The 22,573-nt window shown below is 56.7% G+C and carries 16 protein-coding genes, 4 tRNA genes and 2 rRNA genes (1 of these 22 only partly in view); all 22 read right to left on the reverse strand.

Annotated elements, in window-relative coordinates; all coding sequences use genetic code 11:
* Window position 1 precedes the first annotated feature (1 nt).
* Window positions 2-637: a 50S ribosomal protein L3 gene (gene rplC / locus BLV18_RS18410; RefSeq protein ID WP_043192521.1), complete on the reverse strand. Its 636-nt coding sequence runs from the start codon at window positions 635-637 to the stop codon at window positions 2-4.
* Window positions 638-718: 81 nt separating this feature from the next.
* Entirely contained in the window at window positions 719-1,030 is a 312-nt protein-coding gene (gene rpsJ, locus BLV18_RS18415; protein ID WP_003186070.1) for a 30S ribosomal protein S10, read from the reverse strand.
* 141 nt (window positions 1,031-1,171) lie between these two features.
* A complete protein-coding gene (tuf, locus tag BLV18_RS18420) occupies window positions 1,172-2,365 on the reverse strand; it encodes an elongation factor Tu (protein WP_090360685.1) in 1,194 nt (397 codons plus the stop codon).
* A 30-nt stretch (window positions 2,366-2,395) separates the two neighbouring features.
* Window positions 2,396-4,498, reverse strand: a complete 2,103-nt coding sequence (gene fusA / locus BLV18_RS18425; RefSeq protein WP_049860771.1) for an elongation factor G — start codon at window positions 4,496-4,498, stop codon at window positions 2,396-2,398.
* A 30-nt stretch (window positions 4,499-4,528) separates the two neighbouring features.
* The gene (gene rpsG, locus BLV18_RS18430) at window positions 4,529-4,999 is read right to left on the reverse strand and encodes a 30S ribosomal protein S7 (protein WP_010490886.1); all 471 of its coding nucleotides are present in this window, start codon (window positions 4,997-4,999) and stop codon (window positions 4,529-4,531) included.
* Window positions 5,000-5,100: 101 nt separating this feature from the next.
* On the reverse strand, window positions 5,101-5,472 hold the full coding sequence (gene rpsL, locus BLV18_RS18435; RefSeq protein ID WP_003186084.1) for a 30S ribosomal protein S12: 372 nt from the start codon (window positions 5,470-5,472) through the stop codon (window positions 5,101-5,103).
* 218 nt (window positions 5,473-5,690) lie between these two features.
* Window positions 5,691-9,890, reverse strand: coding sequence for a DNA-directed RNA polymerase subunit beta' (rpoC, locus tag BLV18_RS18440; protein WP_043192517.1), 4,200 nt, complete (start codon window positions 9,888-9,890; stop codon window positions 5,691-5,693).
* Window positions 9,891-9,954: 64 nt separating this feature from the next.
* Complete coding sequence (rpoB, locus tag BLV18_RS18445) at window positions 9,955-14,028, reverse strand: DNA-directed RNA polymerase subunit beta (protein WP_049860770.1); 4,074 nt, start codon at window positions 14,026-14,028, stop codon at window positions 9,955-9,957.
* 216 nt (window positions 14,029-14,244) lie between these two features.
* On the reverse strand, window positions 14,245-14,613 hold the full coding sequence (rplL, locus tag BLV18_RS18450; protein ID WP_043192515.1) for a 50S ribosomal protein L7/L12: 369 nt from the start codon (window positions 14,611-14,613) through the stop codon (window positions 14,245-14,247).
* 80 nt (window positions 14,614-14,693) lie between these two features.
* A complete protein-coding gene (gene rplJ, locus BLV18_RS18455; RefSeq protein WP_049860769.1) occupies window positions 14,694-15,194 on the reverse strand; it encodes a 50S ribosomal protein L10 in 501 nt (166 codons plus the stop codon).
* Window positions 15,195-15,397: 203 nt separating this feature from the next.
* A complete protein-coding gene (gene rplA / locus BLV18_RS18460) occupies window positions 15,398-16,093 on the reverse strand; it encodes a 50S ribosomal protein L1 (RefSeq protein WP_043192511.1) in 696 nt (231 codons plus the stop codon).
* Window positions 16,093-16,524 (reverse strand): 50S ribosomal protein L11, encoded by a 432-nt coding sequence (gene rplK / locus BLV18_RS18465; RefSeq protein WP_049860768.1) that lies wholly within the window; start codon window positions 16,522-16,524, stop codon window positions 16,093-16,095. The genes rplA and rplK overlap by 1 nt, the downstream gene beginning before the upstream one ends.
* A 115-nt stretch (window positions 16,525-16,639) precedes the next feature.
* Window positions 16,640-17,173, reverse strand: a complete 534-nt coding sequence (gene nusG / locus BLV18_RS18470; protein ID WP_010443972.1) for a transcription termination/antitermination protein NusG — start codon at window positions 17,171-17,173, stop codon at window positions 16,640-16,642.
* Window positions 17,174-17,182: 9 nt separating this feature from the next.
* On the reverse strand, window positions 17,183-17,551 hold the full coding sequence (gene secE / locus BLV18_RS18475; protein ID WP_043192508.1) for a preprotein translocase subunit SecE: 369 nt from the start codon (window positions 17,549-17,551) through the stop codon (window positions 17,183-17,185).
* A gap of 45 nt (window positions 17,552-17,596) precedes the next feature.
* Window positions 17,597-17,672: transfer RNA gene (locus BLV18_RS18480), tRNA-Trp, on the reverse strand.
* A gap of 210 nt (window positions 17,673-17,882) precedes the next feature.
* Window positions 17,883-17,958 (reverse strand) — tRNA-Thr (locus BLV18_RS18485).
* A gap of 26 nt (window positions 17,959-17,984) precedes the next feature.
* Window positions 17,985-18,058 (reverse strand) — tRNA-Gly (locus BLV18_RS18490).
* A gap of 24 nt (window positions 18,059-18,082) precedes the next feature.
* Window positions 18,083-18,167: transfer RNA gene (locus BLV18_RS18495), tRNA-Tyr, on the reverse strand.
* Window positions 18,168-18,457: 290 nt separating this feature from the next.
* Window positions 18,458-18,625 (reverse strand): hypothetical protein, encoded by a 168-nt coding sequence (locus tag BLV18_RS22415; protein WP_167375957.1) that lies wholly within the window; start codon window positions 18,623-18,625, stop codon window positions 18,458-18,460.
* Window positions 18,622-19,614 carry a bifunctional biotin--[acetyl-CoA-carboxylase] ligase/biotin operon repressor BirA gene (birA, locus tag BLV18_RS18500; RefSeq protein ID WP_090360687.1) on the reverse strand — a complete coding sequence of 331 codons (993 nt, stop codon included), beginning with the start codon at window positions 19,612-19,614 and terminating at the stop codon, window positions 18,622-18,624. Before birA ends, BLV18_RS22415 begins: the two co-directional genes overlap by 4 nt.
* A gap of 150 nt (window positions 19,615-19,764) precedes the next feature.
* Window positions 19,765-19,880 (reverse strand): 5S ribosomal RNA (gene rrf, locus BLV18_RS18505).
* Between the two features lie 147 nt (window positions 19,881-20,027).
* Window positions 20,028-22,573: ribosomal RNA gene (locus tag BLV18_RS18510) — 23S ribosomal RNA — on the reverse strand; it runs 347 nt beyond the window's last position.

Here is a 22,573-nt window from a genome sequence, read left to right on the forward strand (position 1 = left end):
CTTAACCGCGAGCCTTGGCTGCCGGACGCACAACCAGGTTGCCGCCGGTCGCGCCAGGAACAGCACCCTTGACGAGCAGCAGATTGCGTTCAGCGTCGACGCGCACAACTTCCAGGGACTGCACGGTCACGCGCTCAGCGCCCATATGACCGGACATTTTTTTGCCCTTGAATACACGGCCAGGAGTCTGGCACTGGCCGATGGAGCCAGGGACGCGGTGGGAAACGGAGTTACCGTGGGTGTTGTCTTGACCGCGGAAGTTCCAACGCTTGATGGTACCGGCAAAGCCTTTACCTTTGGACTGACCGGTAACGTCTACCAGTTGGCCCGCTGCGAAGAGTTCAGCATTGATCAAGTCGCCAGCCTGGTACTCGCCTTCTGCAAGGCGAAATTCCCAGACGCCACGACCAGCAGCAACGTTCGCCTTGGCGAAGTGACCTGCCTGAGCAGCAGTCACGCGCGAAGCACGACGCTCGCCGACAGTGACTTGCACTGCACGATAGCCATCAGTTTCTTCAGTTTTGAACTGGGTGACGCGATTCGGCTCGATCTCAATGACCGTGACCGGAATGGAGACACCTTCTTCGGTGAAAATACGGGTCATACCGCATTTACGACCGACTACACCAATAGTCATGTTGTAAACCTCATGAGTGTACGGGGCTTTCACCCGCTATGGCCGCCCATTTCAGAGCGTTACACGACTAAGACCCAAGTCTTAGCCGAGGCTGATCTGCACTTCCACACCTGCCGCAAGATCAAGCTTCATCAGCGCATCAACGGTTTTGTCCGTTGGCTGGACGATGTCCAGAACACGCTTATGAGTACGGATCTCGTACTGGTCACGCGCGTCTTTGTTGACGTGCGGAGAAACCAGAACAGTGAACCGCTCTTTACGGGTAGGGAGTGGAATTGGACCACGCACCTGAGCACCAGTACGTTTCGCGGTTTCCACGATTTCCTGGGTGGATTGGTCGATCAGGCGATGGTCGAAAGCCTTCAACCTGATACGGATTTGCTGATTTTGCATTGGATTTCAGACTCCGGCTGCTGTTCCCACCGGGCGCAATGCACCCGTTAAAAGGAGGCGCAATTCTATAGACGCGCCTATCGAGTGTCAACCCAATAAAAAAGCCCCCGCTAAGCGGGGGCTCTTTCAAGCGATCAACGATTACTCGATGATTTTGGCTACGACGCCGGCGCCGACGGTACGACCGCCTTCACGGATAGCGAAACGCAGGCCGTCTTCCATTGCGATGGTCTTGATCAGAGTGACAGTCATCTGGATGTTGTCACCTGGCATTACCATTTCAACGCCTTCTGGCAGTTCGCAGTTACCAGTCACGTCAGTTGTACGGAAGTAGAACTGTGGACGGTAGCCTTTGAAGAACGGAGTGTGGCGACCGCCTTCTTCCTTGCTCAGAACGTAGACTTCTGCGGTGAACTTGGTGTGCGGCTTGACCGAACCTGGCTTGACCAGAACCTGGCCACGCTCAACGTCGTCACGCTTGGTGCCGCGCAGCAGCACGCCGCAGTTCTCGCCAGCACGACCTTCGTCGAGCAATTTGCGGAACATTTCAACACCGGTGCAGGTGGTGACGGTGGTGTCACGCAGACCAACGATCTCCAGCGCATCCTGAACGCGAACGATACCGCGCTCGATACGACCGGTAACAACAGTACCGCGACCGGAGATCGAGAACACGTCTTCGATTGGCATCAGGAACGGCTTGTCGGTCAGACGAACTGGCTCTGGGATGTAGCTGTCCAGAGTTTCAACCAGTTTACGAACGGCAGTGGTGCCCATTTCGTTTTCGTCGTTGCCTTCCAGAGCCATACGAGCCGAACCGATGATGATCGGAGTGTCGTCGCCTGGGAAGTCGTAGGTCGACAGCAGGTCACGAACTTCCATCTCGACCAGTTCCAGCAGCTCAGCGTCGTCTACCAGGTCAGCCTTGTTCAGGAAGACCACGATGTACGGAACGCCTACCTGACGGGACAGCAGGATGTGCTCACGGGTTTGTGGCATCGGACCATCAGCGGCCGAGCAGACCAGGATAGCGCCGTCCATCTGGGCAGCACCGGTGATCATGTTCTTCACGTAGTCAGCGTGACCTGGGCAGTCGACGTGAGCGTAGTGACGAATGGTCGAGTTGTATTCGACGTGCGCGGTGTTGATGGTGATACCACGAGCTTTTTCTTCTGGTGCGCTGTCGATCTTGTCGAAGTCAACACGAGCCGAACCGAAAACTTCGGAGCAGACGCGAGTCAGAGCAGCGGTCAGAGTGGTTTTACCGTGGTCAACGTGGCCGATGGTGCCGACGTTGACGTGAGGTAGGGAACGATCAAATTTTTCTTTAGCCACGACAATAAACTCCTAGCCTAAGGGGCTGAATCAGCCTTGTTTTTTAACGATAGCTTCGACGACGTTCGACGGAGCCTCGGAGTATTTGGAGAATTCCATAGAGTAGCTCGCGCGACCCTGGGACATGGAACGAACATCGGTCGCATAACCGAACATTTCGCCCAACGGAACCTCGGCACGGATAACCTTGCCGGACACCGTATCTTCCATACCCTGGATCAGACCACGACGACGGTTCAGGTCTCCCATCACGTCACCCATGTAGTCCTCAGGTGTTACAACTTCCACCTTCATGATCGGCTCAAGCACAACACCGCCGCCCTTGGAGGCCAGCTGCTTGGTCGCCATGGAGGCAGCCACCTTGAACGCCATCTCGTTGGAGTCGACGTCGTGGTAAGAGCCATCGAAAACGGTCGCCTTCAGGCCGATCAGCGGATAGCCGGCAACGACGCCGTTCTTCATCTGCTCTTCGATACCCTTCTGGATCGCCGGGATGTATTCCTTCGGAACAACACCACCTACGACTTCGTTCACGAACTGCAGACCTTCCTGACCTTCGTCAGCAGGAGCAAAACGGATCCAGCAATGGCCAAACTGACCACGACCGCCGGACTGACGAACGAACTTGCCTTCGATCTCACAGGCCTTCGTGATCTTCTCACGGTAGGAAACCTGCGGTTTACCGATGTTGGCTTCTACGTTGAACTCGCGGCGCATGCGGTCAACCAGAATGTCCAGGTGCAACTCACCCATACCCGAGATGATCGTTTGACCAGTCTCTTCATCGGTCTTGACGCGGAAAGACGGGTCTTCCTGAGCAAGCTTGCCCAGTGCGATACCCATTTTTTCCTGGTCATCCTTGGTCTTGGGCTCAACGGCAACCGAGATTACCGGCTCCGGGAAGTCCATGCGAACCAGGATGATCGGCTTGTCGGCCGAGCACAGGGTGTCACCGGTGGTGACGTCCTTCATGCCGATCAAGGCCGCGATGTCACCAGCGCGTACTTCCTTGATCTCTTCGCGGGTGTTTGCGTGCATCTGCACCATACGACCCACGCGCTCTTTCTTGCCCTTGACCGAGTTGATCACGCCGTCGCCGGAGCTCAACACACCCGAGTAGACACGGGCGAAGGTCAGGGTACCCACGAATGGGTCGGTAGCGATCTTGAACGCCAGAGCCGAGAACGGCTCGCTGTCGTCTGCATGACGCTCCATGGCCACAGTCTCGTCATCCGGGTCGGAACCCTTGATGGCAGGAATGTCGACAGGGGCCGGCAGGTAGTCGATGACGGCATCCAGAACCAGGGGAACGCCCTTGTTCTTGAACGAGGAACCGCAAACAGCCAGGACGATTTCACCAGCGATGGTACGCTGACGCAGAGCGGCCTTGATTTCGTCGTTGGTGAGTTCTTCACCTTCGAGGTACTTGTTCATCAGCTCTTCGCTGGCCTCGGCCGCAGCCTCGACCATGTTGCTGCGCCACTCGTCAGCCAGTTCCTGCAGCTCGGCAGGGATCGGCTCACGGCGCGCAGCCATGCCTTTGTCAGCGTCGTTCCAGTAGACCGCTTCCATGGACATCAGATCGATCTGGCCCTGGAAGTTGTCTTCTGCACCGATGGCCAGCTGGATCGGCACCGGGGTGTGACCCAAGCGCTGCTTGATCTGACCGATCACGCGCAGGAAGTTGGCACCGGCACGATCCATCTTGTTCACGTAGACGAGACGTGGAACACCGTACTTGTTGGCTTGACGCCATACGGTTTCGGACTGAGGCTCGACACCGGAGGTACCGCAGAACACCACGACCGCACCGTCGAGTACACGCAGCGAACGCTCTACTTCAATGGTGAAGTCAACGTGGCCGGGGGTATCGATGATGTTGAAGCGGTGGCGTGGGAACTGCTTGTTGGAGCCTTCCCAGAATGCGGTAGTAGCAGCGGAAGTAATGGTAATACCCCGCTCCTGCTCCTGCACCATCCAGTCCATGGTCGCGGCGCCATCATGCACCTCGCCCATCTTGTGGTTCACGCCCGTATAGAACAGGACGCGCTCGGTGGTGGTGGTTTTACCCGCATCCACGTGAGCGACGATACCGATGTTACGGTAGCGATTGATATCAGTTGTACGAGCCATAAAGCCCTCGCAAAATAAGTGACGCCGAATTTAGAAGCGGTAGTGCGAGAACGCTTTGTTGGCTTCAGCCATACGGTGAACGTCTTCACGCTTCTTAACTGCAGCACCTTTGCCTTCGGCAGCGTCCAGCAGTTCGCCGGCCAAGCGCAGAGCCATCGACTTTTCACCGCGCTTGCGCGCGAAGTCTACCAGCCAGCGCATTGCCAGAGCGTTACGACGGGACGGACGAACTTCGACCGGAACCTGGTAAGTAGCACCGCCTACACGGCGCGACTTCACTTCGACCAGCGGAGCGATGGCGTCGAGAGCTTTCTCGAAGATTTCCAGGGGGTCGCTGTTCTTGCGTTCTTTAACCTTGTCCAGCGCGCCATAAACGATACGCTCGGCAACGGCTTTCTTGCCGCTTTCCATCACGTGGTTCATGAACTTAGCCAGGATCTGGCTGCCGTATTTTGGATCGTCAAGCACTTCGCGCTTGGCTGCTACGCGTCTTCTTGGCATGGATAAGCCCTCAAACGGTCTTCAGGTTAGCTCGGGACAGGCCCGACCTTACTCTTATCGACTCAGAAAAATAGATAACTGCAGTATTCCGCAAACGCCGATTACTTCGGACGCTTGGTACCGTACTTCGAACGACCTTGGTTACGACCTTTGACGCCGGAGGTATCCAGGGAGCCGCGAACGGTGTGGTAACGAACACCTGGCAAGTCTTTTACACGACCGCCGCGGATCAGTACCACGCTGTGCTCTTGCAGGTTGTGGCCTTCACCGCCGATGTACGAGGAAACCTCGAAACCGTTGGTCAGACGCACACGGCATACTTTACGCAGTGCCGAGTTAGGTTTTTTCGGCGTGGTGGTGTACACACGGGTGCACACGCCACGACGTTGCGGGCAGTTCTGCAGCGCAGGTACGTCGGATTTCTCGACGATACGCTTACGCGGCTGACGTACCAGCTGGTTGATAGTTGCCATCTACTAGCTCCACTGTTGTCTTGCGACGCTATTGTCTTGCAAGAAAAGCAAAAATGGCAGGAATCAATCCCGCCAAATTTAGGGGTACAAGAGTCTAAAGAGGATCTCGCCCCCAGTCAAGACAAGGCCCCGGCCTCCCCTGCCCGCTCCGCCGCGACTTTCGTGTCGTTGCGGAGCCTGCAAGGGCTACCAGGGCCCTGTCATCACTACCGCTGGTCTCAATTACCGCTTGAGTTCAGCGCTTCGGTCAACGCAGCTTCAACTTCACTGGCGCTGACGCGGGTTGGTTTGTCGAGTTCACGACGACGCTTGCGCTCGCTGTGATACGCCAGACCGGTACCGGCCGGGATCAGACGACCCACGACCACGTTTTCCTTCAGGCCGCGCAGGTAGTCGCGCTTGCCGGTAACCGCCGCTTCGGTCAGCACTCGAGTGGTTTCCTGGAAGGAAGCCGCCGAGATGAACGATTCGGTGGACAACGACGCCTTGGTGATACCCAGCAGAACACGGGTGAACTTGGAAACGAACTTGTCGTCGCCGCTCAAACGCTCGTTCTCGCCCAGTACCTGGGTCAGTTCCATCTGGTCGCCCTTGATGAAGCTGCTGTCGCCCGACTCGGAGATCTCGACCTTGCGCAGCATCTGACGCAGGATCGTCTCGATGTGCTTGTCGTTGATCTTCACGCCTTGCAGACGGTACACGTCCTGAATCTCGTTGACGATGTACTTGGCCAGCGCACTCACACCCAGCAGACGCAGGATGTCGTGCGGATCGCTTGGACCGTCGGAGATCACTTCGCCGCGGTTCACTTGTTCGCCTTCGAAGACGTTCAGGTGACGCCACTTCGGAATCAGCTCTTCGTACGGATCGGTACCGTCGTTCGGAGTGATGACCAGACGGCGCTTGCCCTTGGTCTCCTTACCGAACGCGATGGTGCCGCTGACTTCCGCCAGAATCGAAGCTTCCTTCGGACGACGCGCTTCGAACAGGTCGGCAACACGTGGCAGACCACCGGTGATGTCACGTGTCTTCGAAGTTTCCTGCGGGATACGGGCGATAACGTCACCCACACCCACTTGCGCACCATCGGCCACGCCGACCAGGGCGTTGGCTGGCAGGAAGTACTGGGCCGGTACGTCAGTACCCGGCAGCAGCAGATCCTTGCCATCGACGCCGACCATCTTCACAGCTGGACGAATTTCCTTGCCCGCCGCTGGACGATCCTTGGCATCGAGTACTTCGATGTTGGTCAGGCCGGTCAATTCGTCTGTCTGACGCTTGATCGTGATGCCTTCTTCCATGCCCACGTAGGTCACGGTACCTTTCATCTCGGTGACGATTGGGTGAGTGTGCGGATCCCACTTGGCCACGATGGCACCAGCGTCGACCTTGTCGCCTTCCTTCACCGAAATCACTGCACCGTACGGCAGCTTGTAACGCTCACGCTCACGACCGAACTCGTCGGCAATCGCCAACTCACCGGAACGCGACACGGCTACCAGGTTGCCGTCGGCACGCTCTACGTGCTTCAGGTTGTGCAGACGGACGGTGCCGCCATTCTTCACCTGGACGCTGTCTGCAGCCGAGGTCCGGCTTGCCGCACCACCGATGTGGAACGTACGCATGGTCAGCTGGGTACCCGGCTCGCCGATAGACTGGGCAGCGATAACGCCGACCGCTTCACCGATGTTCACCTGATGCCCGCGAGCCAGGTCACGACCGTAGCACTTGGCGCAGATACCGTAGCGGGTTTCGCAGCTGATCGGCGAGCGCACGATGACTTCGTCGATGCTGTTCAGCTCGATGAATTCAACCCACTTCTCGTCTACCAGCGTACCGCCTGGAACGATGACTTCGTCGGTGCCTGGCTTGAATACGTCACGGGCGATCACTCGACCCAATACGCGCTCGCCCAGAGGCTCGACGACGTCGCCGCCTTCGATGTGCGGGGTCATCAGCAGACCGTGTTCGGTACCGCAATCGACCTCGGTCACCACCAGATCCTGCGCCACGTCTACCAGACGACGAGTCAGGTAACCGGAGTTCGCAGTCTTCAAGGCGGTATCCGCCAGACCCTTACGAGCACCGTGAGTGGAGATGAAGTACTGAAGTACGCTCAGACCTTCACGGAAGTTCGCGGTGATCGGCGTCTCGATGATCGAGCCGTCCGGCTTGGCCATCAGGCCACGCATACCGGCCAACTGACGAATCTGAGCAGCCGAGCCCCGGGCACCGGAGTCAGCCATCATGTACATCGAGTTGAACGATTCCTGGTCGACTTCGTTGCCATGACGATCGATGACCTTCTCTTTCGAGAGGTTCGACATCATTGCCTTGGACACTTCGTCGTTGGCCTTGGACCAGAGGTCGATCACCTTGTTGTACTTCTCGCCCTGGGTTACCAGGCCGGACGCATACTGGCTTTCGATCTCTTTCACTTCGTCGGTCGCAGTACCGATGATGCGAGCTTTCTCATCCGGGATAACGAAGTCGTTAACGCCGATGGAAACACCCGAAATCGTCGAGTAGGCAAAACCGGTGTACATCAACTGGTCAGCGAAGATCACGGTCTCTTTCAGACCCACCACGCGGTAGCACTGGTTGATCAGCTTGGAGATCGCCTTCTTCTTCATCGGCAGGTTGACGACGTCGAAGGACAGGCCTTTAGGCACGACCTGGAACAGCAGCGCACGGCCGACAGTGGTGTCGACGATACGGGTGCCGCTCACGCTGCCGCCATCACGATCGTTGACGGTTTCGTTGATACGAACCTTGATCTTGGCGTGCAGGGCAGCTTCGCCGGCGCGGAACACGCGGTCGACTTCCTGCAGGTCGGCAAAGATGCGGCCTTCGCCCTTAGCGTTGATCGCTTCACGGGTCATGTAGTACAGACCCAGTACAACGTCCTGCGAAGGAACGATGATTGGCTCACCGTTGGCTGGCGACAGGATGTTGTTGGTCGACATCATCAGCGCACGAGCTTCGAGCTGGGCTTCCAGGGTCAGCGGTACGTGGACCGCCATCTGGTCGCCGTCGAAGTCGGCGTTGTATGCGGCGCAGACCAGCGGGTGCAGCTGGATGGCCTTGCCTTCGATCAATACCGGCTCGAACGCCTGGATACCCAGACGGTGAAGGGTCGGTGCACGGTTGAGCAGCACGGGGTGTTCGCGAATCACTTCGGCGAGCACGTCCCAGACTTCTGGCAGCTCGCGCTCGACCATCTTCTTGGCGGCCTTGATGGTGGTCGCCAGACCACGCATTTCCAGCTTGCCGAAGATGAACGGCTTGAACAGTTCCAGAGCCATCTTCTTAGGAAGACCGCACTGGTGCAGGCGCAGGGTCGGGCCTACGGTAATTACCGAACGACCCGAGTAGTCAACGCGCTTGCCGAGCAGGTTCTGACGGAAACGACCCTGCTTACCCTTGATCATGTCAGCCAAGGATTTCAGAGGACGCTTGTTCGAACCAGTGATGGCACGACCGCGACGACCGTTGTCGAGCAGCGCATCCACAGCTTCCTGCAGCATGCGCTTTTCGTTGCGCACGATGATGTCGGGAGCCGACAGATCCAGCAGGCGCTTCAGACGGTTGTTACGGTTGATCACTCGACGATACAGATCGTTGAGGTCGGAAGTCGCGAAACGACCGCCATCCAGTGGAACCAGTGGACGCAGATCTGGCGGCAGAACCGGCAGAACGGTCAACACCATCCACTCAGGCAGGTTGCCGGAGCCCTGGAAAGCTTCCATCAGCTTCAGGCGCTTGGACAGCTTCTTGATCTTGGTTTCCGAGTTGGTCTGCGGAATCTCTTCGCGCAGGCGACCGATCTCGTGTTCCAGGTCAATGGCGTGCAGCAGCTCGCGAACGGCCTCGGCACCCATGCGGGCGTCGAAGTCGTCACCGAACTCTTCGAGTGCTTCGAAGTACTGCTCGTCGTTCAGCAACTGGCCCTTTTCGAGGGTAGTCATGCCCGGGTCGATAACGACGTAGCTCTCGAAGTAGAGAACGCGTTCGATATCACGCAGGGTCATGTCCATCAGCAGACCGATGCGGGACGGCAGCGATTTCAGGAACCAGATGTGAGCGACCGGCGAAGCCAGTTCGATGTGAGCCATGCGCTCGCGACGAACCTTGGCCAGCGCGACTTCAACGCCGCACTTCTCGCAGATCACGCCACGGTGCTTCAAGCGCTTGTACTTGCCGCACAGGCACTCGTAGTCCTTGACCGGGCCAAAGATCTTGGCGCAGAACAGGCCGTCACGCTCAGGCTTGAACGTACGGTAGTTGATGGTTTCCGGCTTTTTAACTTCACCGAACGACCACGAACGGATCATCTCAGGCGACGCGAGGCCGATGCGGATCGCATCGAACTCTTCGACTTGACCCTGGTTTTTCAGCAAATTCAGTAGGTCTTTCAAGGCCTTTCCTCCTGGCGGAGCAGGGAGTGGACGGTAGCCGTCCACTCCCGATTCGCGTCACGTGTTATTCGGTTTCCAGATCGATATCGATACCCAGAGAACGGATCTCTTTGATCAACACGTTGAAGGACTCGGGCATGCCCGGCTCCATACGGTGATCGCCGTCCACGATGTTCTTGTACATCTTGGTACGACCGTTCACATCGTCCGACTTCACTGTGAGCATTTCTTGCAGGGTGTATGCCGCGCCGTATGCTTCCAGCGCCCACACCTCCATCTCCCCGAAACGCTGACCACCGAACTGCGCCTTACCACCCAGCGGCTGCTGGGTAACCAGGCTGTAAGAACCAGTGGAACGCGCGTGCATCTTGTCGTCCACCAAGTGGTTCAGCTTCAGCATGTACATGTAGCCAACGGTGACCGGACGCTCGAACTTGTTGCCGGTACGACCGTCGAAAAGCTGCATCTGGCCGCTTTCCGGCATGTCGGCCAATTTCAGCATGGCCTTGATTTCGCTTTCCTTGGCACCGTCGAACACCGGGGTAGCCATTGGAACGCCGCCCTTGAGGTTCTTCGCCAGATCCAGGATTTCCTGGTCGGAGAAGGTTTCCAGCTGTTCTTGACGGCCACCGATCTCGTTGTAGATCTCGGTCAGGAACTTGCGCAGATCAGCTACCTTACGCTGCTCTTCGAGCATGGTGTTGATCTTCTCGCCCAGACCCTTGGCCGCGAGGCCCAGGTGGGTTTCAAGAATCTGACCAACGTTCATACGCGAAGGTACACCCAGCGGGTTGAGTACCACGTCCACCGGCGTACCGTTGGCGTCGTGCGGCATGTCCTCGACAGGCATGATCACGGAAACCACACCCTTGTTACCGTGACGACCGGCCATCTTGTCACCCGGCTGGATGCGACGGCGGATGGCCAGGTAGACCTTGACGATCTTCAGCACGCCCGGAGCCAGGTCATCGCCTTGCTGCAGCTTGCGCTTCTTGTCTTCGAACTTGTCGTCCAGCAGACGGCGACGATCGACGATGTAGGCCTGAGCCTTCTCGAGCTGTTCGTTCAGCGCGTCTTCGGCCATGCGCAGCTTGAACCACTGACCATGCTCCAGACCATCGAGGACCTCGTGGGTCACCTCGGTGCCTTTCTTCAGGCCAGCGCCGCCTTCGATGATCTGACCCATCAGGGCCGAGCGCAGACGTTCGAAGGTTGCGCCTTCAACGATACGGAACTCTTCGTTCAGGTCCTTGCGGATCTCGTCCAGCTGGCTCTTCTCGATCGACAGAGCACGAGCATCACGCTCGACACCGTCGCGGGTGAAGACCTGTACGTCGATGACGGTACCCTTGGTGCCGGTAGGCACGCGCAGGGAGGTGTCCTTAACGTCGCTGGCCTTCTCGCCGAAGATCGCGCGCAGCAGTTTTTCTTCCGGCGTGAGCTGGGTTTCGCCTTTAGGCGTCACCTTGCCGACCAGAATGTCGCCGGCGCCGACTTCGGCACCTACGTAGACGATACCGGCTTCGTCCAGCTTGTTCAGCGCCGCTTCACCCACGTTCGGGATGTCGGCAGTGATTTCCTCTGGGCCAAGCTTGGTGTCACGGGCCACACAGGTCAGTTCCTGGATGTGGATCGTGGTGAAGCGATCTTCCTGAACCACACGCTCGGACAGGCAGATGGAGTCTTCGAAGTTGAAGCCGTTCCACGCCATGAACGCGATGCGCATGTTCTGACCCAGCGCCAGTTCACCCATGTCGGTGGACGGGCCATCGGCCATGATGTCGCTGCGCTGAACCACGTCACCCTTGTTGACCAGCGGACGCTGGTTGATGCAGGTGTTCTGGTTCGAGCGGGTGTACTTGGTCAGGTTGTAGATGTCGACACCGGCTTCGCCAGTCTCGACTTCGTCATCGGCAACCCGGACCACGATACGGCTGGCATCGACGGAGTCGATCACGCCGCCACGACGAGCCACGACGCAAACGCCGGAGTCACGGGCAACGTTACGCTCCATGCCGGTACCGACCAGCGGCTTGTCGGCACGCAGGGTAGGTACAGCCTGACGCTGCATGTTCGAACCCATCAACGCACGGTTGGCGTCGTCGTGCTCGAGGAACGGAATCAGCGATGCGGCTACCGACACGACCTGCTTGGGCGAAACATCCATCAGGGTGACGTCTTCCGGCGCCTTGACGGTGAATTCGTTCAAGTGACGTACGGCCACCAGCTCGTCGATCAGGACCTTCTTGTCGTTCATCGTGGCCGAAGCCTGAGCGATCACGTGATCGGCTTCTTCGATGGCAGACAGGAACACGATCTCGTCGGTGACCAGAGCGTCTTTCACCACACGGTACGGGCTTTCCAGGAAACCGTACTGGTTGGTGCGCGCATAGGCCGCCAGGGAGTTGATCAGACCGATGTTCGGACCTTCAGGCGTTTCGATCGGGCACACACGACCATAGTGCGTCGGGTGAACGTCACGCACTTCGAAGCCTGCACGTTCGCGGGTCAGACCACCAGGGCCGAGCGCGGAGACGCGACGCTTGTGGGTGATCTCGGACAGCGGGTTGTTCTGGTCCATGAACTGCGACAGCTGGCTGGAACCGAAGAACTCCTTGACCGCGGCAGCCACTGGCTTGGCGTTGATCAGGTCCTGCGGCATCAGGCCTTCGCTTTCGGCCATCGACAGACGTTCCTTGACCGCGCGCTCTACACGCACCAGGCCAACACGGAACTGGTTCTCGGCCATTTCGCCCACGCAGCGAACACGACGGTTACCCAGGTGGTCGATGTCATCGACGATGCCTTTGCCGTTGCGGATGTCGACCAGGGTCTTCAACACGGCAACGATGTCTTCCTTGCTCAATACACCCGAACCTTCGATCTCGGTACGACCGATACGACGGTTGAACTTCATCCGGCCGACCGCGGACAGGTCATAGCGCTCAGGGCTGAAGAACAGGTTGTTGAACAGGGTCTCGGCAGCATCCTTGGTTGGCGGCTCGCCTGGACGCATCATGCGATAGATTTCCACCAGGGCTTCAAGCTGATTGCCGGTGGAATCGATCTTCAGGGTGTCGGAGATGAACGGACCGCAATCGATGTCGTTGGTGTACAACGTTTCGATGCGAACGACCTGCGCCTTGGCGATCTTGAGCAGCAGTTCGGTGGTCAGCTCGGTGTTGCACTCGCACAGGATCTCGCCGGTGGCCGGGTGCACGATGGCCTTGGCCGTGGTGCGGCCCAGGACGTAGTCCAGTGGCACTTCCAGCTGCTTGATACCGGCCTTTTCGATCTGGTTGATGTGCCGGGCAGTGATACGGCGGCCCTGCTCGACAATGACCTTGCCCTTGTCGTCGACGATGTCGAGAACGGCGATTTCACCGCGCAGGCGCTGGGGCACCAGTTCCAGGCTGAGCTGCTCGCCCTGCACGTGGAATACGTTGGTGGTATAGAACGCATCGAGGACTTCCTCGGTGCTGTAACCCAGGGCGCGCAGCAGCACCGAGGCAGGCAGCTTGCGACGACGGTCGATACGGACGAATACACAGTCTTTCGGATCGAACTCGAAGTCCAGCCAGGAGCCACGGTAAGGAATGATGCGGGCCGAATAGAGCAGCTTGCCCGAGCTGTGCGTCTTGCCACGGTCGTGGTCGAAGAACACACCTGGCGAACGGTGCAGCTGGGAAACGATGACGCGCTCGGTACCGTTGATTACGAAGGTACCGTTCTCGGTCATCAGGGGGATTTCCCCCATGTAGACTTCCTGCTCTTTGATGTCCTTGATCGCTTTGTTCGACGATTCTTTGTCGAAAATGATCAGGCGCACTTTTACACGCAGCGGCACGGCGTAGGTCACGCCACGCAGTACGCACTCTTTGACGTCAAAGGCCGGTTCGCCCAGACGATAACCAACGTACTCCAGAGCAGCGTTGCCGGAGTAGCTGATGATCGGGAAAACGGATTTGAAGGCCGCATGCAGACCGACATCACGGAACTGGTCCTTGGTCGCGCCCGCCTGCAAGAATTCGCGATACGAATCCAGCTGGATAGCCAAGAGGTACGGTACGTCCATGACGTCCGGCAACTTGCTAAAGTCCTTGCGGATACGTTTTTTCTCAGTATATGAGTAAGCCATCAGCGTTCCCCAGCTTGGTCACCTGCTTGTGGCTTCTCCCGACGGGAGCAGCCAGAAAATCGTGCAAACCCCGTGGTTTGCGCCACCCTCGGGTGGTTACAGCGCGTTGCCGGCGTCGACCTGATCGACTGCCAGTAACGGAAAAAGGCCGGTGGCATGAGCCACCAGCCATCAGCCTTTCGCTTGACGCTCGGGCTGGAGACGCAAGGTCGATGCTTACTTGAGCTCGACTTTGGCGCCTGCTTCTTCCAGCGTTGCTTTGGCTTTGTCGGCTGCGTCTTTGGCAACAGCTTCCAGAACCATGGCAGGAGCGCCGTCAACAACAGCCTTGGCTTCTTTCAGGCCCAGACCGGTCAGTTCACGAACTGCCTTGATGACGTTTACTTTCTTCTCGCCAGCTTCCAGCAGCATGACGTTGAATTCAGTTTGCTCTTCAACAACGGCAGCTGGACCAGCAGCTGGACCGGCGGAAGCGGCAGCAGCCGAAACGCCGAACTTTTCTTCCATCGCCTTGATCAGCTCAACGATTTCCAGAACGGATTTCTCGCCGATTGCTTCGATGATTTGGTCGTTAGTCAGAGACATGACTATAAATTCCTGTATTGGGGTGACGGCCTAGGCGGCCATCGAAATAAACAATAAACGTAGAGAGAAGTCGCTCAGCCTCAGGCTGCGGCAGCTTCTTTCTGGTCGCGAAGGGCCGCCAGAGTACGAGCCAGTTTGCTGGTAGCGCCTTGAATCACGCTCATCAGCTGGGAAATGGCTTCGTCACGGGTCGGCAAGCTTGCCAGCACGTCGATTTGGTTAGCTGCGAGGTAGTTACCCTCGAACGCAGCTGCCTTGATCTCGAACTTGTCCTGACCTTTAGCGAACTCCTTGAACAAACGGGCAGCAGCACCTGGATGTTCGTTGGAGAAGGCGATCAAGGTCGGGCCAGTGAACACGTCGTTCAGAACACTGTAAGGAGTGTCTGCAACGGCGCGCTTGAGCAGGGTGTTACGTACGACACGTACGTATACGCCAGCTTCACGAGCCTCTTTACGGAGTCCGGTCATAGCGCCTACTGTTACGCCACGGGCATCAGCCACGACAGCGGACAGAGCAACTTGGGCAGCCTTGTTGACTTCAGCGACGATGGCCTTCTTGTCTTCAAGTTTAATTGCCACGGGTTCAACTCCTGCTTGTTACCGTTTCATCCAACCGAGGCCGGATGTCGTTTTGGTGTCTGATTCGGTAAGGAACCGGGAGCACCATCTGCGTAGGCTTGTGGTTTAAGACTTGCGTCGCCTACGGTCTTGGATAGCCCCCGCCAGGCAGGGACCCCAATTTTTCAGCCGACGGCCCGGTCGCCCGAGCCATCGGCAAAGTCTTACGCGTCCAGCGAGCCTTGGTCGATGACCAGACCTGGGCCCATGGTGGTGCTCAGGGTAACGCGCTTGACGTAGATACCTTTCGAGGAAGCTGGCTTGATACGCTTCAGATCAGCGATCAGGGCTTCAACGTTTTCCTTCAGCTTGACGGCGTCGAAACCGACCTTGCCAACGGAAGTGTGGATGATGCCGTTCTTGTCGGTACGGTAGCGAACCTGACCAGCCTTGGCATTCTTGACGGCGTTGGCGACGTCTGGCGTCACGGTGCCGACTTTCGGGTTAGGCATCAGGCCACGTGGACCGAGGATCTGACCCAACTGACCTACTACGCGCATGGCATCCGGGGATGCAATGACGACGTCATAGTTCAGGTCGCCGCCTTTCATTTCGGCAGCCAGGTCGTCCATGCCAACGCGGTCTGCACCGGCAGCCAGAGCGGCTTCGGCAGCAGGACCCTGGGTGAACACGGCAACACGTACGGTCTTGCCAGTGCCGTGTGGCAGCACGGTGGCGCTACGTACGACTTGGTCGGATTTACGTGGGTCAACACCCAGGTTCACAGCCACGTCAACGGATTCGCTGAACTTGACGGTGGACAGTTCGGTCAGCAGCGCAGCTGCATCTTCGAAGTTGTACAGCTTGCCTGCTTCGATCTTGGAAGCAATAGCTTTTTGGCGCTTGGTCAGCTTAGCCATTACACACCCTCCACGTTGAGGCCCATGGAGCGAGCAGAACCGGCGATGGTACGCACGGCTGCTTCCATGTCAGCGGCAGTCAGGTCCGCATTCTTGGCTTTAGCGATTTCTTCGAGCTGAGCGCGAGTCACGGTACCGACTTTGACGGTGTTCGGACGGGCGGAACCGCTGGTCAGGCCAGCAGCTTTCTTCAGCAGTACCGAAGCAGGGGTGCTTTTGGTCTCGAAGGTGAAGCTACGGTCACTGTACACAGTGATGATTACAGGAGTCGGCAAGCCGGCTTCTTGACCCTGAGTACGGGCGTTGAAGGCCTTGCAGAATTCCATGATGTTCACGCCATGCTGGCCCAGGGCCGGGCCGACGGGCGGGCTAGGGTTGGCCTGGCCGGCCTTTACTTGCAGCTTGATGTAAGCCGTGATTTTCTTAGCCATGAGCTACTCCACTATTGGGTACGAGCGCCTTGCGGCTCCCCAGTTGCTTGCGTTTTATCCCAGTGACGACAAAACCCCGCAGCTTACGCCTGCGGGGTATGGGATCCGTTTCCAATCAGACTTTTTCGACCTGACTGAACTCGAGCTCTACCGGAGTAGAGCGACCGAAAATGAGCACCGCGACCTGGATCCGGCTCTTTTCGTAGTTGACTTCTTCGACGGTACCGTTGAAATCCGCGAACGGACCATCGGTGACGCGAACCACTTCGCCTGGCTCGAACAACGTCTTGGGCTTGGGCTTGTCGCTACCATCAGCAACACGACGCAGGATAGCTTCAGCTTCCTTGTCGGTGATCGGAGCCGGCTTGTCCGCCGTGCCGCCGATGAAACCCATGACCCGAGGCGTGTCCTTGACCAAGTGCCAAGTGCCTTCGTTCATGTCCATCTGCACCAGCACATAGCCTGGAAAGAACTTGCGTTCACTTTTACGCTTTTGGCCATTTCGCATCTCGACCACTTCTTCAGTGGGGACGAGAATTTCACCAAAACCGTCTTCCATACCAGCCAGCTTTACACGCTCGATCAAAGAGCGCATAACATGCTTCTCGTAACCCGAGTAAGCATGCACAACGTACCAACGCTTAGCCACGGGACACCCTTAGCCAACAATCAAGGAAACAAGCCAGCCGAGCAGGGAATCTAGCCCCCACAACAGCAACGCCATGACCAGAACGACCGCAACTACGATCAGCGTGGTCTGTGTGGTCTCTTGGCGAGTCGGCCAAACGACTTTACGGATTTCGGTGCGCGCTTCCTTTGCCAGGACGAAGAACGACTTGCCTTTGGCGGTCTGCAGAGCCACGTAGGCAGCCACAGCGGCAATGGCAAGAAGTGCAAGCACCCGGTACAGGATCGGCGACGCAGAGTAGTACTGATTACCAACCACGCCAACCACGACCAAAGCGACAACAACGAGCCACTTCAGCAGATCGAAACGAGATTCTGGGGCTTCAGCCTTGGGAGTCATCTAGGAGGATCCTGTGAAAAGAAAGCCAGACACACCGAGTGAATCTGGCAGGTCAGGAGGGAATCGAACCCCCAACCTACGGTTTTGGAGACCGTCGCTCTGCCAATTGAGCTACTGACCTAAAACAAATCAGGCCGAACATTATGCCGACCCGGGAAAGCTATTTCAACACCTGATTGGACCGCCGCACTGCTCAAGAGAAGATAACTCCTCGCTCGGCACAGACATCACAACCCAAGATGCCAACAGCAGAGACCTGTAATGCCCACAGGAGCAAGACACGCCTACCATTAAAACAAAGGCAGATATTTTCATATCTGCCTTGCAAAAATGGAGCTCTTGAGCGGATTTGAACCGCTGACCTCACCCTTACCAAGGGTGTGCTCTACCAACTGAGCTACAAGAGCTTGAAACCATGCACAAACAGCAAACTTGGAGCGGGTAGCGGGAATCGAACCCGCATCATCAGCTTGGAAGGCTGAGGTTCTACCACTAAACTATACCCGCGGAGCTTGCGGCTCACGCTAAAAATGGTGGAGGGAGAAGGATTCGAACCTTCGAAGTCGTAGACGTCAGATTTACAGTCTGATCCCTTTGGCCGCTCGGGAACCCCTCCTTAACGTGGCGGCATTTTACGCTATGCCACCTTGCTGTCAAGCTTTTTCTCATTAAAATCTTGAGGTTAGCTACATTGACAGCCGTTTCACATCGCTGTGCATTCGCACCATCGCTGTGAAGCGGGCGCCATTCTATGCAAACCATTACACCCTTGCAATACCCTGGATGCGATTATTTTACGTTTTAAGTTATTGAATTCATTGAGTCCCTGCTGGGCCCTCGATACACGAGTCATTGCAAGTCGTGCCTTGGGCATTCAGACCTGCAGGCACACGCAGCGCAAGTCAGTCAGTGCTCACTCGCAGGCTTTTCGTTTAGCAGCTGGATGTTGTGCCGCTCACCCTTGTAGATAGAGAGCGGCTCGAATTCCTTCGGCCGTACCGGCAACTCCTGGTTGTGCCACCCGGCATAAAAAACGTTGAGCACCAATAGAAGCAGTACAAGCCAGCGCATCATCGCTCCTCGCCTTGGTCACAAGCTGCTAAAGGCTGGTCGCCTTCTGCAAGCCGCAGACTCAGCTCTCCACCATTGAATACCTGCTCCGCCCCGTCCACCGCGAGCCGCAGGCCACCTTGTCTGTCTATTCCGAGTACTTGGCCCTCAATGGCTTTCAAACCAGCACTGAGCACCACTGACCTGCCCTGCCAAGCATGAAGCGCTTCCCATTCCTCGCGCAACTGCTCGAAGCCGGACACTGCATGACGCTCCAGGTAACACTGCAATTGGTCATTGAGCTCGGTAACCAGCACATTGCGGTCCACCAGACTCATGCGCTGCAGACGCATGGACGTCCAAGGTCGATCCACCTTAGTATTCAGCTTCATGTTCACGTTGATACCGATACCGATCACCACGTGACACACATCACTGGGGTCACCGACCAGCTCCAGCAGTATCCCTGCCAGCTTCTTGTCTCCCACCAGGATATCATTGGGCCACTTGAGTCTTGCCTCGCTCACGCCTTGCGCATGCAGGGCTCGTATCACGGCAAGACCGACTACCAGACTCAATCCGTCCAAACGCGTCATACCACCCTCTATGCGCAGCGCCAGGCTGTAATAGAGATTTTGTGCATACGGGCTCACCCACGGTCTGCCTCGTCGCCCTCTGCCTGCTGTCTGACGCTCTGCCAGCACCAGCAGCGGCAGTGGGCATCCCTTGGCTATGGCGTGCAGTGCCTGGGCATTGGTGGAATCAGCGCTTTGCATGATACGTACGTCCCAGCCAGCAGGTGCTCCTGCCCTCACTGCCTCCAGGCACAACGAAGAGATCGGGTCAGCCAGACGATAACCTTTGCCACGAACCTTGTGCACCTCGATGCCAAGCTCTGCCTGCAACTGCTGAAGCTGTTTCCACACAGCGCTACGGCTAACCCCCAGGACTTTGCCAAGCACTTCGCCCGAGTGAAACTGACCGTCTTTAAGCAAATCCAGCAATGGTGACATAGCCAACTCGGCGCCTGTGGTAAGGCCGCAATGATAGCCATGCCCGAAAGCTTCGAACACTGGCAAAAATGAAGGATACGATTAGAAATGCGAGATCCATAAAAGACAAAACCCCTACCTGCTCGCGCAGATAGGGGTTTCGGAATTGAATCTTGACGATGACCTACTCTCACATGGGGAAACCCCACACTACCATCGGCGATGCATCGTTTCACTGCTGAGTTCGGGATGGGATCAGGTGGTTCCAATGCTCTATGGTCGTCAAGAAATTCTGTAGCCAGGATGCCCTTGGGAGGCATTCCAGCGAATCGGGTATGTGATATTCGTGGGTTGTCTTGCTGCGAACTTTCGGTTCGTGTCATCTCCACAGTCACCGCAATCTGGTCATTCGACGCAAATTGCTTGGGTGTTATATGGTCAAGCCTCACGGGCAATTAGTATGGGTTAGCTCAACGCCTCACAGCGCTTACACACCCCACCTATCAACGTCGTAGTCTTCGACGGCCCTTCAGGGAACTCAAGGTTCCAGTGAGATCTCATCTTGAGGCAAGTTTCCCGCTTAGATGCTTTCAGCGGTTATCTTTTCCGAACATAGCTACCCGGCAATGCCACTGGCGTGACAACCGGAACACCAGAGGTTCGTCCACTCCGGTCCTCTCGTACTAGGAGCAGCCCCTCTCAAATCTCAAACGTCCACGGCAGATAGGGACCGAACTGTCTCACGACGTTCTAAACCCAGCTCGCGTACCACTTTAAATGGCGAACAGCCATACCCTTGGGACCGGCTTCAGCCCCAGGATGTGATGAGCCGACATCGAGGTGCCAAACACCGCCGTCGATATGAACTCTTGGGCGGTATCAGCCTGTTATCCCCGGAGTACCTTTTATCCGTTGAGCGATGGCCCTTCCATACAGAACCACCGGATCACTAAGACCTACTTTCGTACCTGCTCGACGTGTCTGTCTCGCAGTCAAGCGCGCTTTTGCCTTTATACTCTACGACCGATTTCCGACCGGTCTGAGCGCACCTTCGTACTCCTCCGTTACTCTTTAGGAGGAGACCGCCCCAGTCAAACTACCCACCATACACTGTCCTCGATCCGGATGACGGACCTGAGTTAGAACCTCAAAGTTGCCAGGGTGGTATTTCAAGGATGGCTCCACGCAGACTGGCGTCCACGCTTCAAAGCCTCCCACCTATCCTACACAAGCAAATTCAAAGTCCAGTGCAAAGCTATAGTAAAGGTTCACGGGGTCTTTCCGTCTAGCCGCGGATACACTGCATCTTCACAGCGATTTCAATTTCACTGAGTCTCGGGTGGAGACAGCGCCGCCATCGTTACGCCATTCGTGCAGGTCGGAACTTACCCGACAAGGAATTTCGCTACCTTAGGACCGTTATAGTTACGGCCGCCGTTTACCGGGGCTTCGATCAAGAGCTTCGCTTGCGCTAACCCCATCAATTAACCTTCCGGCACCGGGCAGGCGTCACACCCTATACGTCCACTTTCGTGTTTGCAGAGTGCTGTGTTTTTAATAAACAGTCGCAGCGGCCTGGTATCTTCGACCGGCATGAGCTTACGGAGCAAGTCCTTCACCCTCACCGGCGCACCTTCTCCCGAAGTTACGGTGCCATTTTGCCTAGTTCCTTCACCCGAGTTCTCTCAAGCGCCTTGGTATTCTCTACCCAACCACCTGTGTCGGTTTGGGGTACGGTTCCTGGTTACCTGAAGCTTAGAAGCTTTTCTTGGAAGCATGGCATCAACCACTTCGTCGTCTAAAGACAACTCGTCATCAGCTCTCGGCCTTGAAATCCCGGATTTACCTAAGATCCCAGCCTACCACCTTAAACTTGGACAACCAACGCCAAGCTGGCCTAGCCTTCTCCGTCCCTCCATCGCAATAACCAGAAGTACAGGAATATTAACCTGTTTTCCATCGACTACGCTTTTCAGCCTCGCCTTAGGGACCGACTAACCCTGCGTCGATTAACGTTGCGCAGGAAACCTTGGTCTTTCGGCGTGGGTGTTTTTCACACCCATTGTCGTTACTCATGTCAGCATTCGCACTTCTGATACCTCCAGCAAGCTTCTCAACTCACCTTCACAGGCTTACAGAACGCTCCTCTACCGCATCATCAAAAGATGATACCCGTAGCTTCGGTACCTGGTTTGAGCCCCGTTACATCTTCCGCGCAGGCCGACTCGACTAGTGAGCTATTACGCTTTCTTTAAAGGGTGGCTGCTTCTAAGCCAACCTCCTAGCTGTCTAAGCCTTCCCACATCGTTTCCCACTTAACCAGGATTTTGGGACCTTAGCTGACGGTCTGGGTTGTTTCCCTTTTCACGACGGACGTTAGCACCCGCCGTGTGTCTCCCATGCTCGGCACTTGTAGGTATTCGGAGTTTGCATCGGTTTGGTAAGTCGGGATGACCCCCTAGCCGAAACAGTGCTCTACCCCCTACAGTGATACATGAGGCGCTACCTAAATAGCTTTCGAGGAGAACCAGCTATCTCCGAGCTTGATTAGCCTTTCACTCCGATCCACAGGTCATCCGCTAACTTTTCAACGGTAGTCGGTTCGGTCCTCCAGTCAGTGTTACCTAACCTTCAACCTGCCCATGGATAGATCGCCCGGTTTCGGGTCTATACCCAGCGACTAAACGCCCTATTAAGACTCGCTTTCGCTACGCCTCCCCTATTCGGTTAAGCTCGCCACTGAATATAAGTCGCTGACCCATTATACAAAAGGTACGCAGTCACAGAACGAAGTCTGCTCCCACTGCTTGTACGCATACGGTTTCAGGATCTATTTCACTCCCCTCTCCGGGGTTCTTTTCGCCTTTCCCTCACGGTACTAGTTCACTATCGGTCAGTCAGTAGTATTTAGCCTTGGAGGATGGTCCCCCCATATTCAGACAAGGTTTCTCGTGCCCCGTCCTACTCGATTTCATTGACA

Source organism: Pseudomonas coleopterorum (assembly GCF_900105555.1).
Classification (GTDB): domain Bacteria; phylum Pseudomonadota; class Gammaproteobacteria; order Pseudomonadales; family Pseudomonadaceae; genus Aquipseudomonas; species Aquipseudomonas coleopterorum.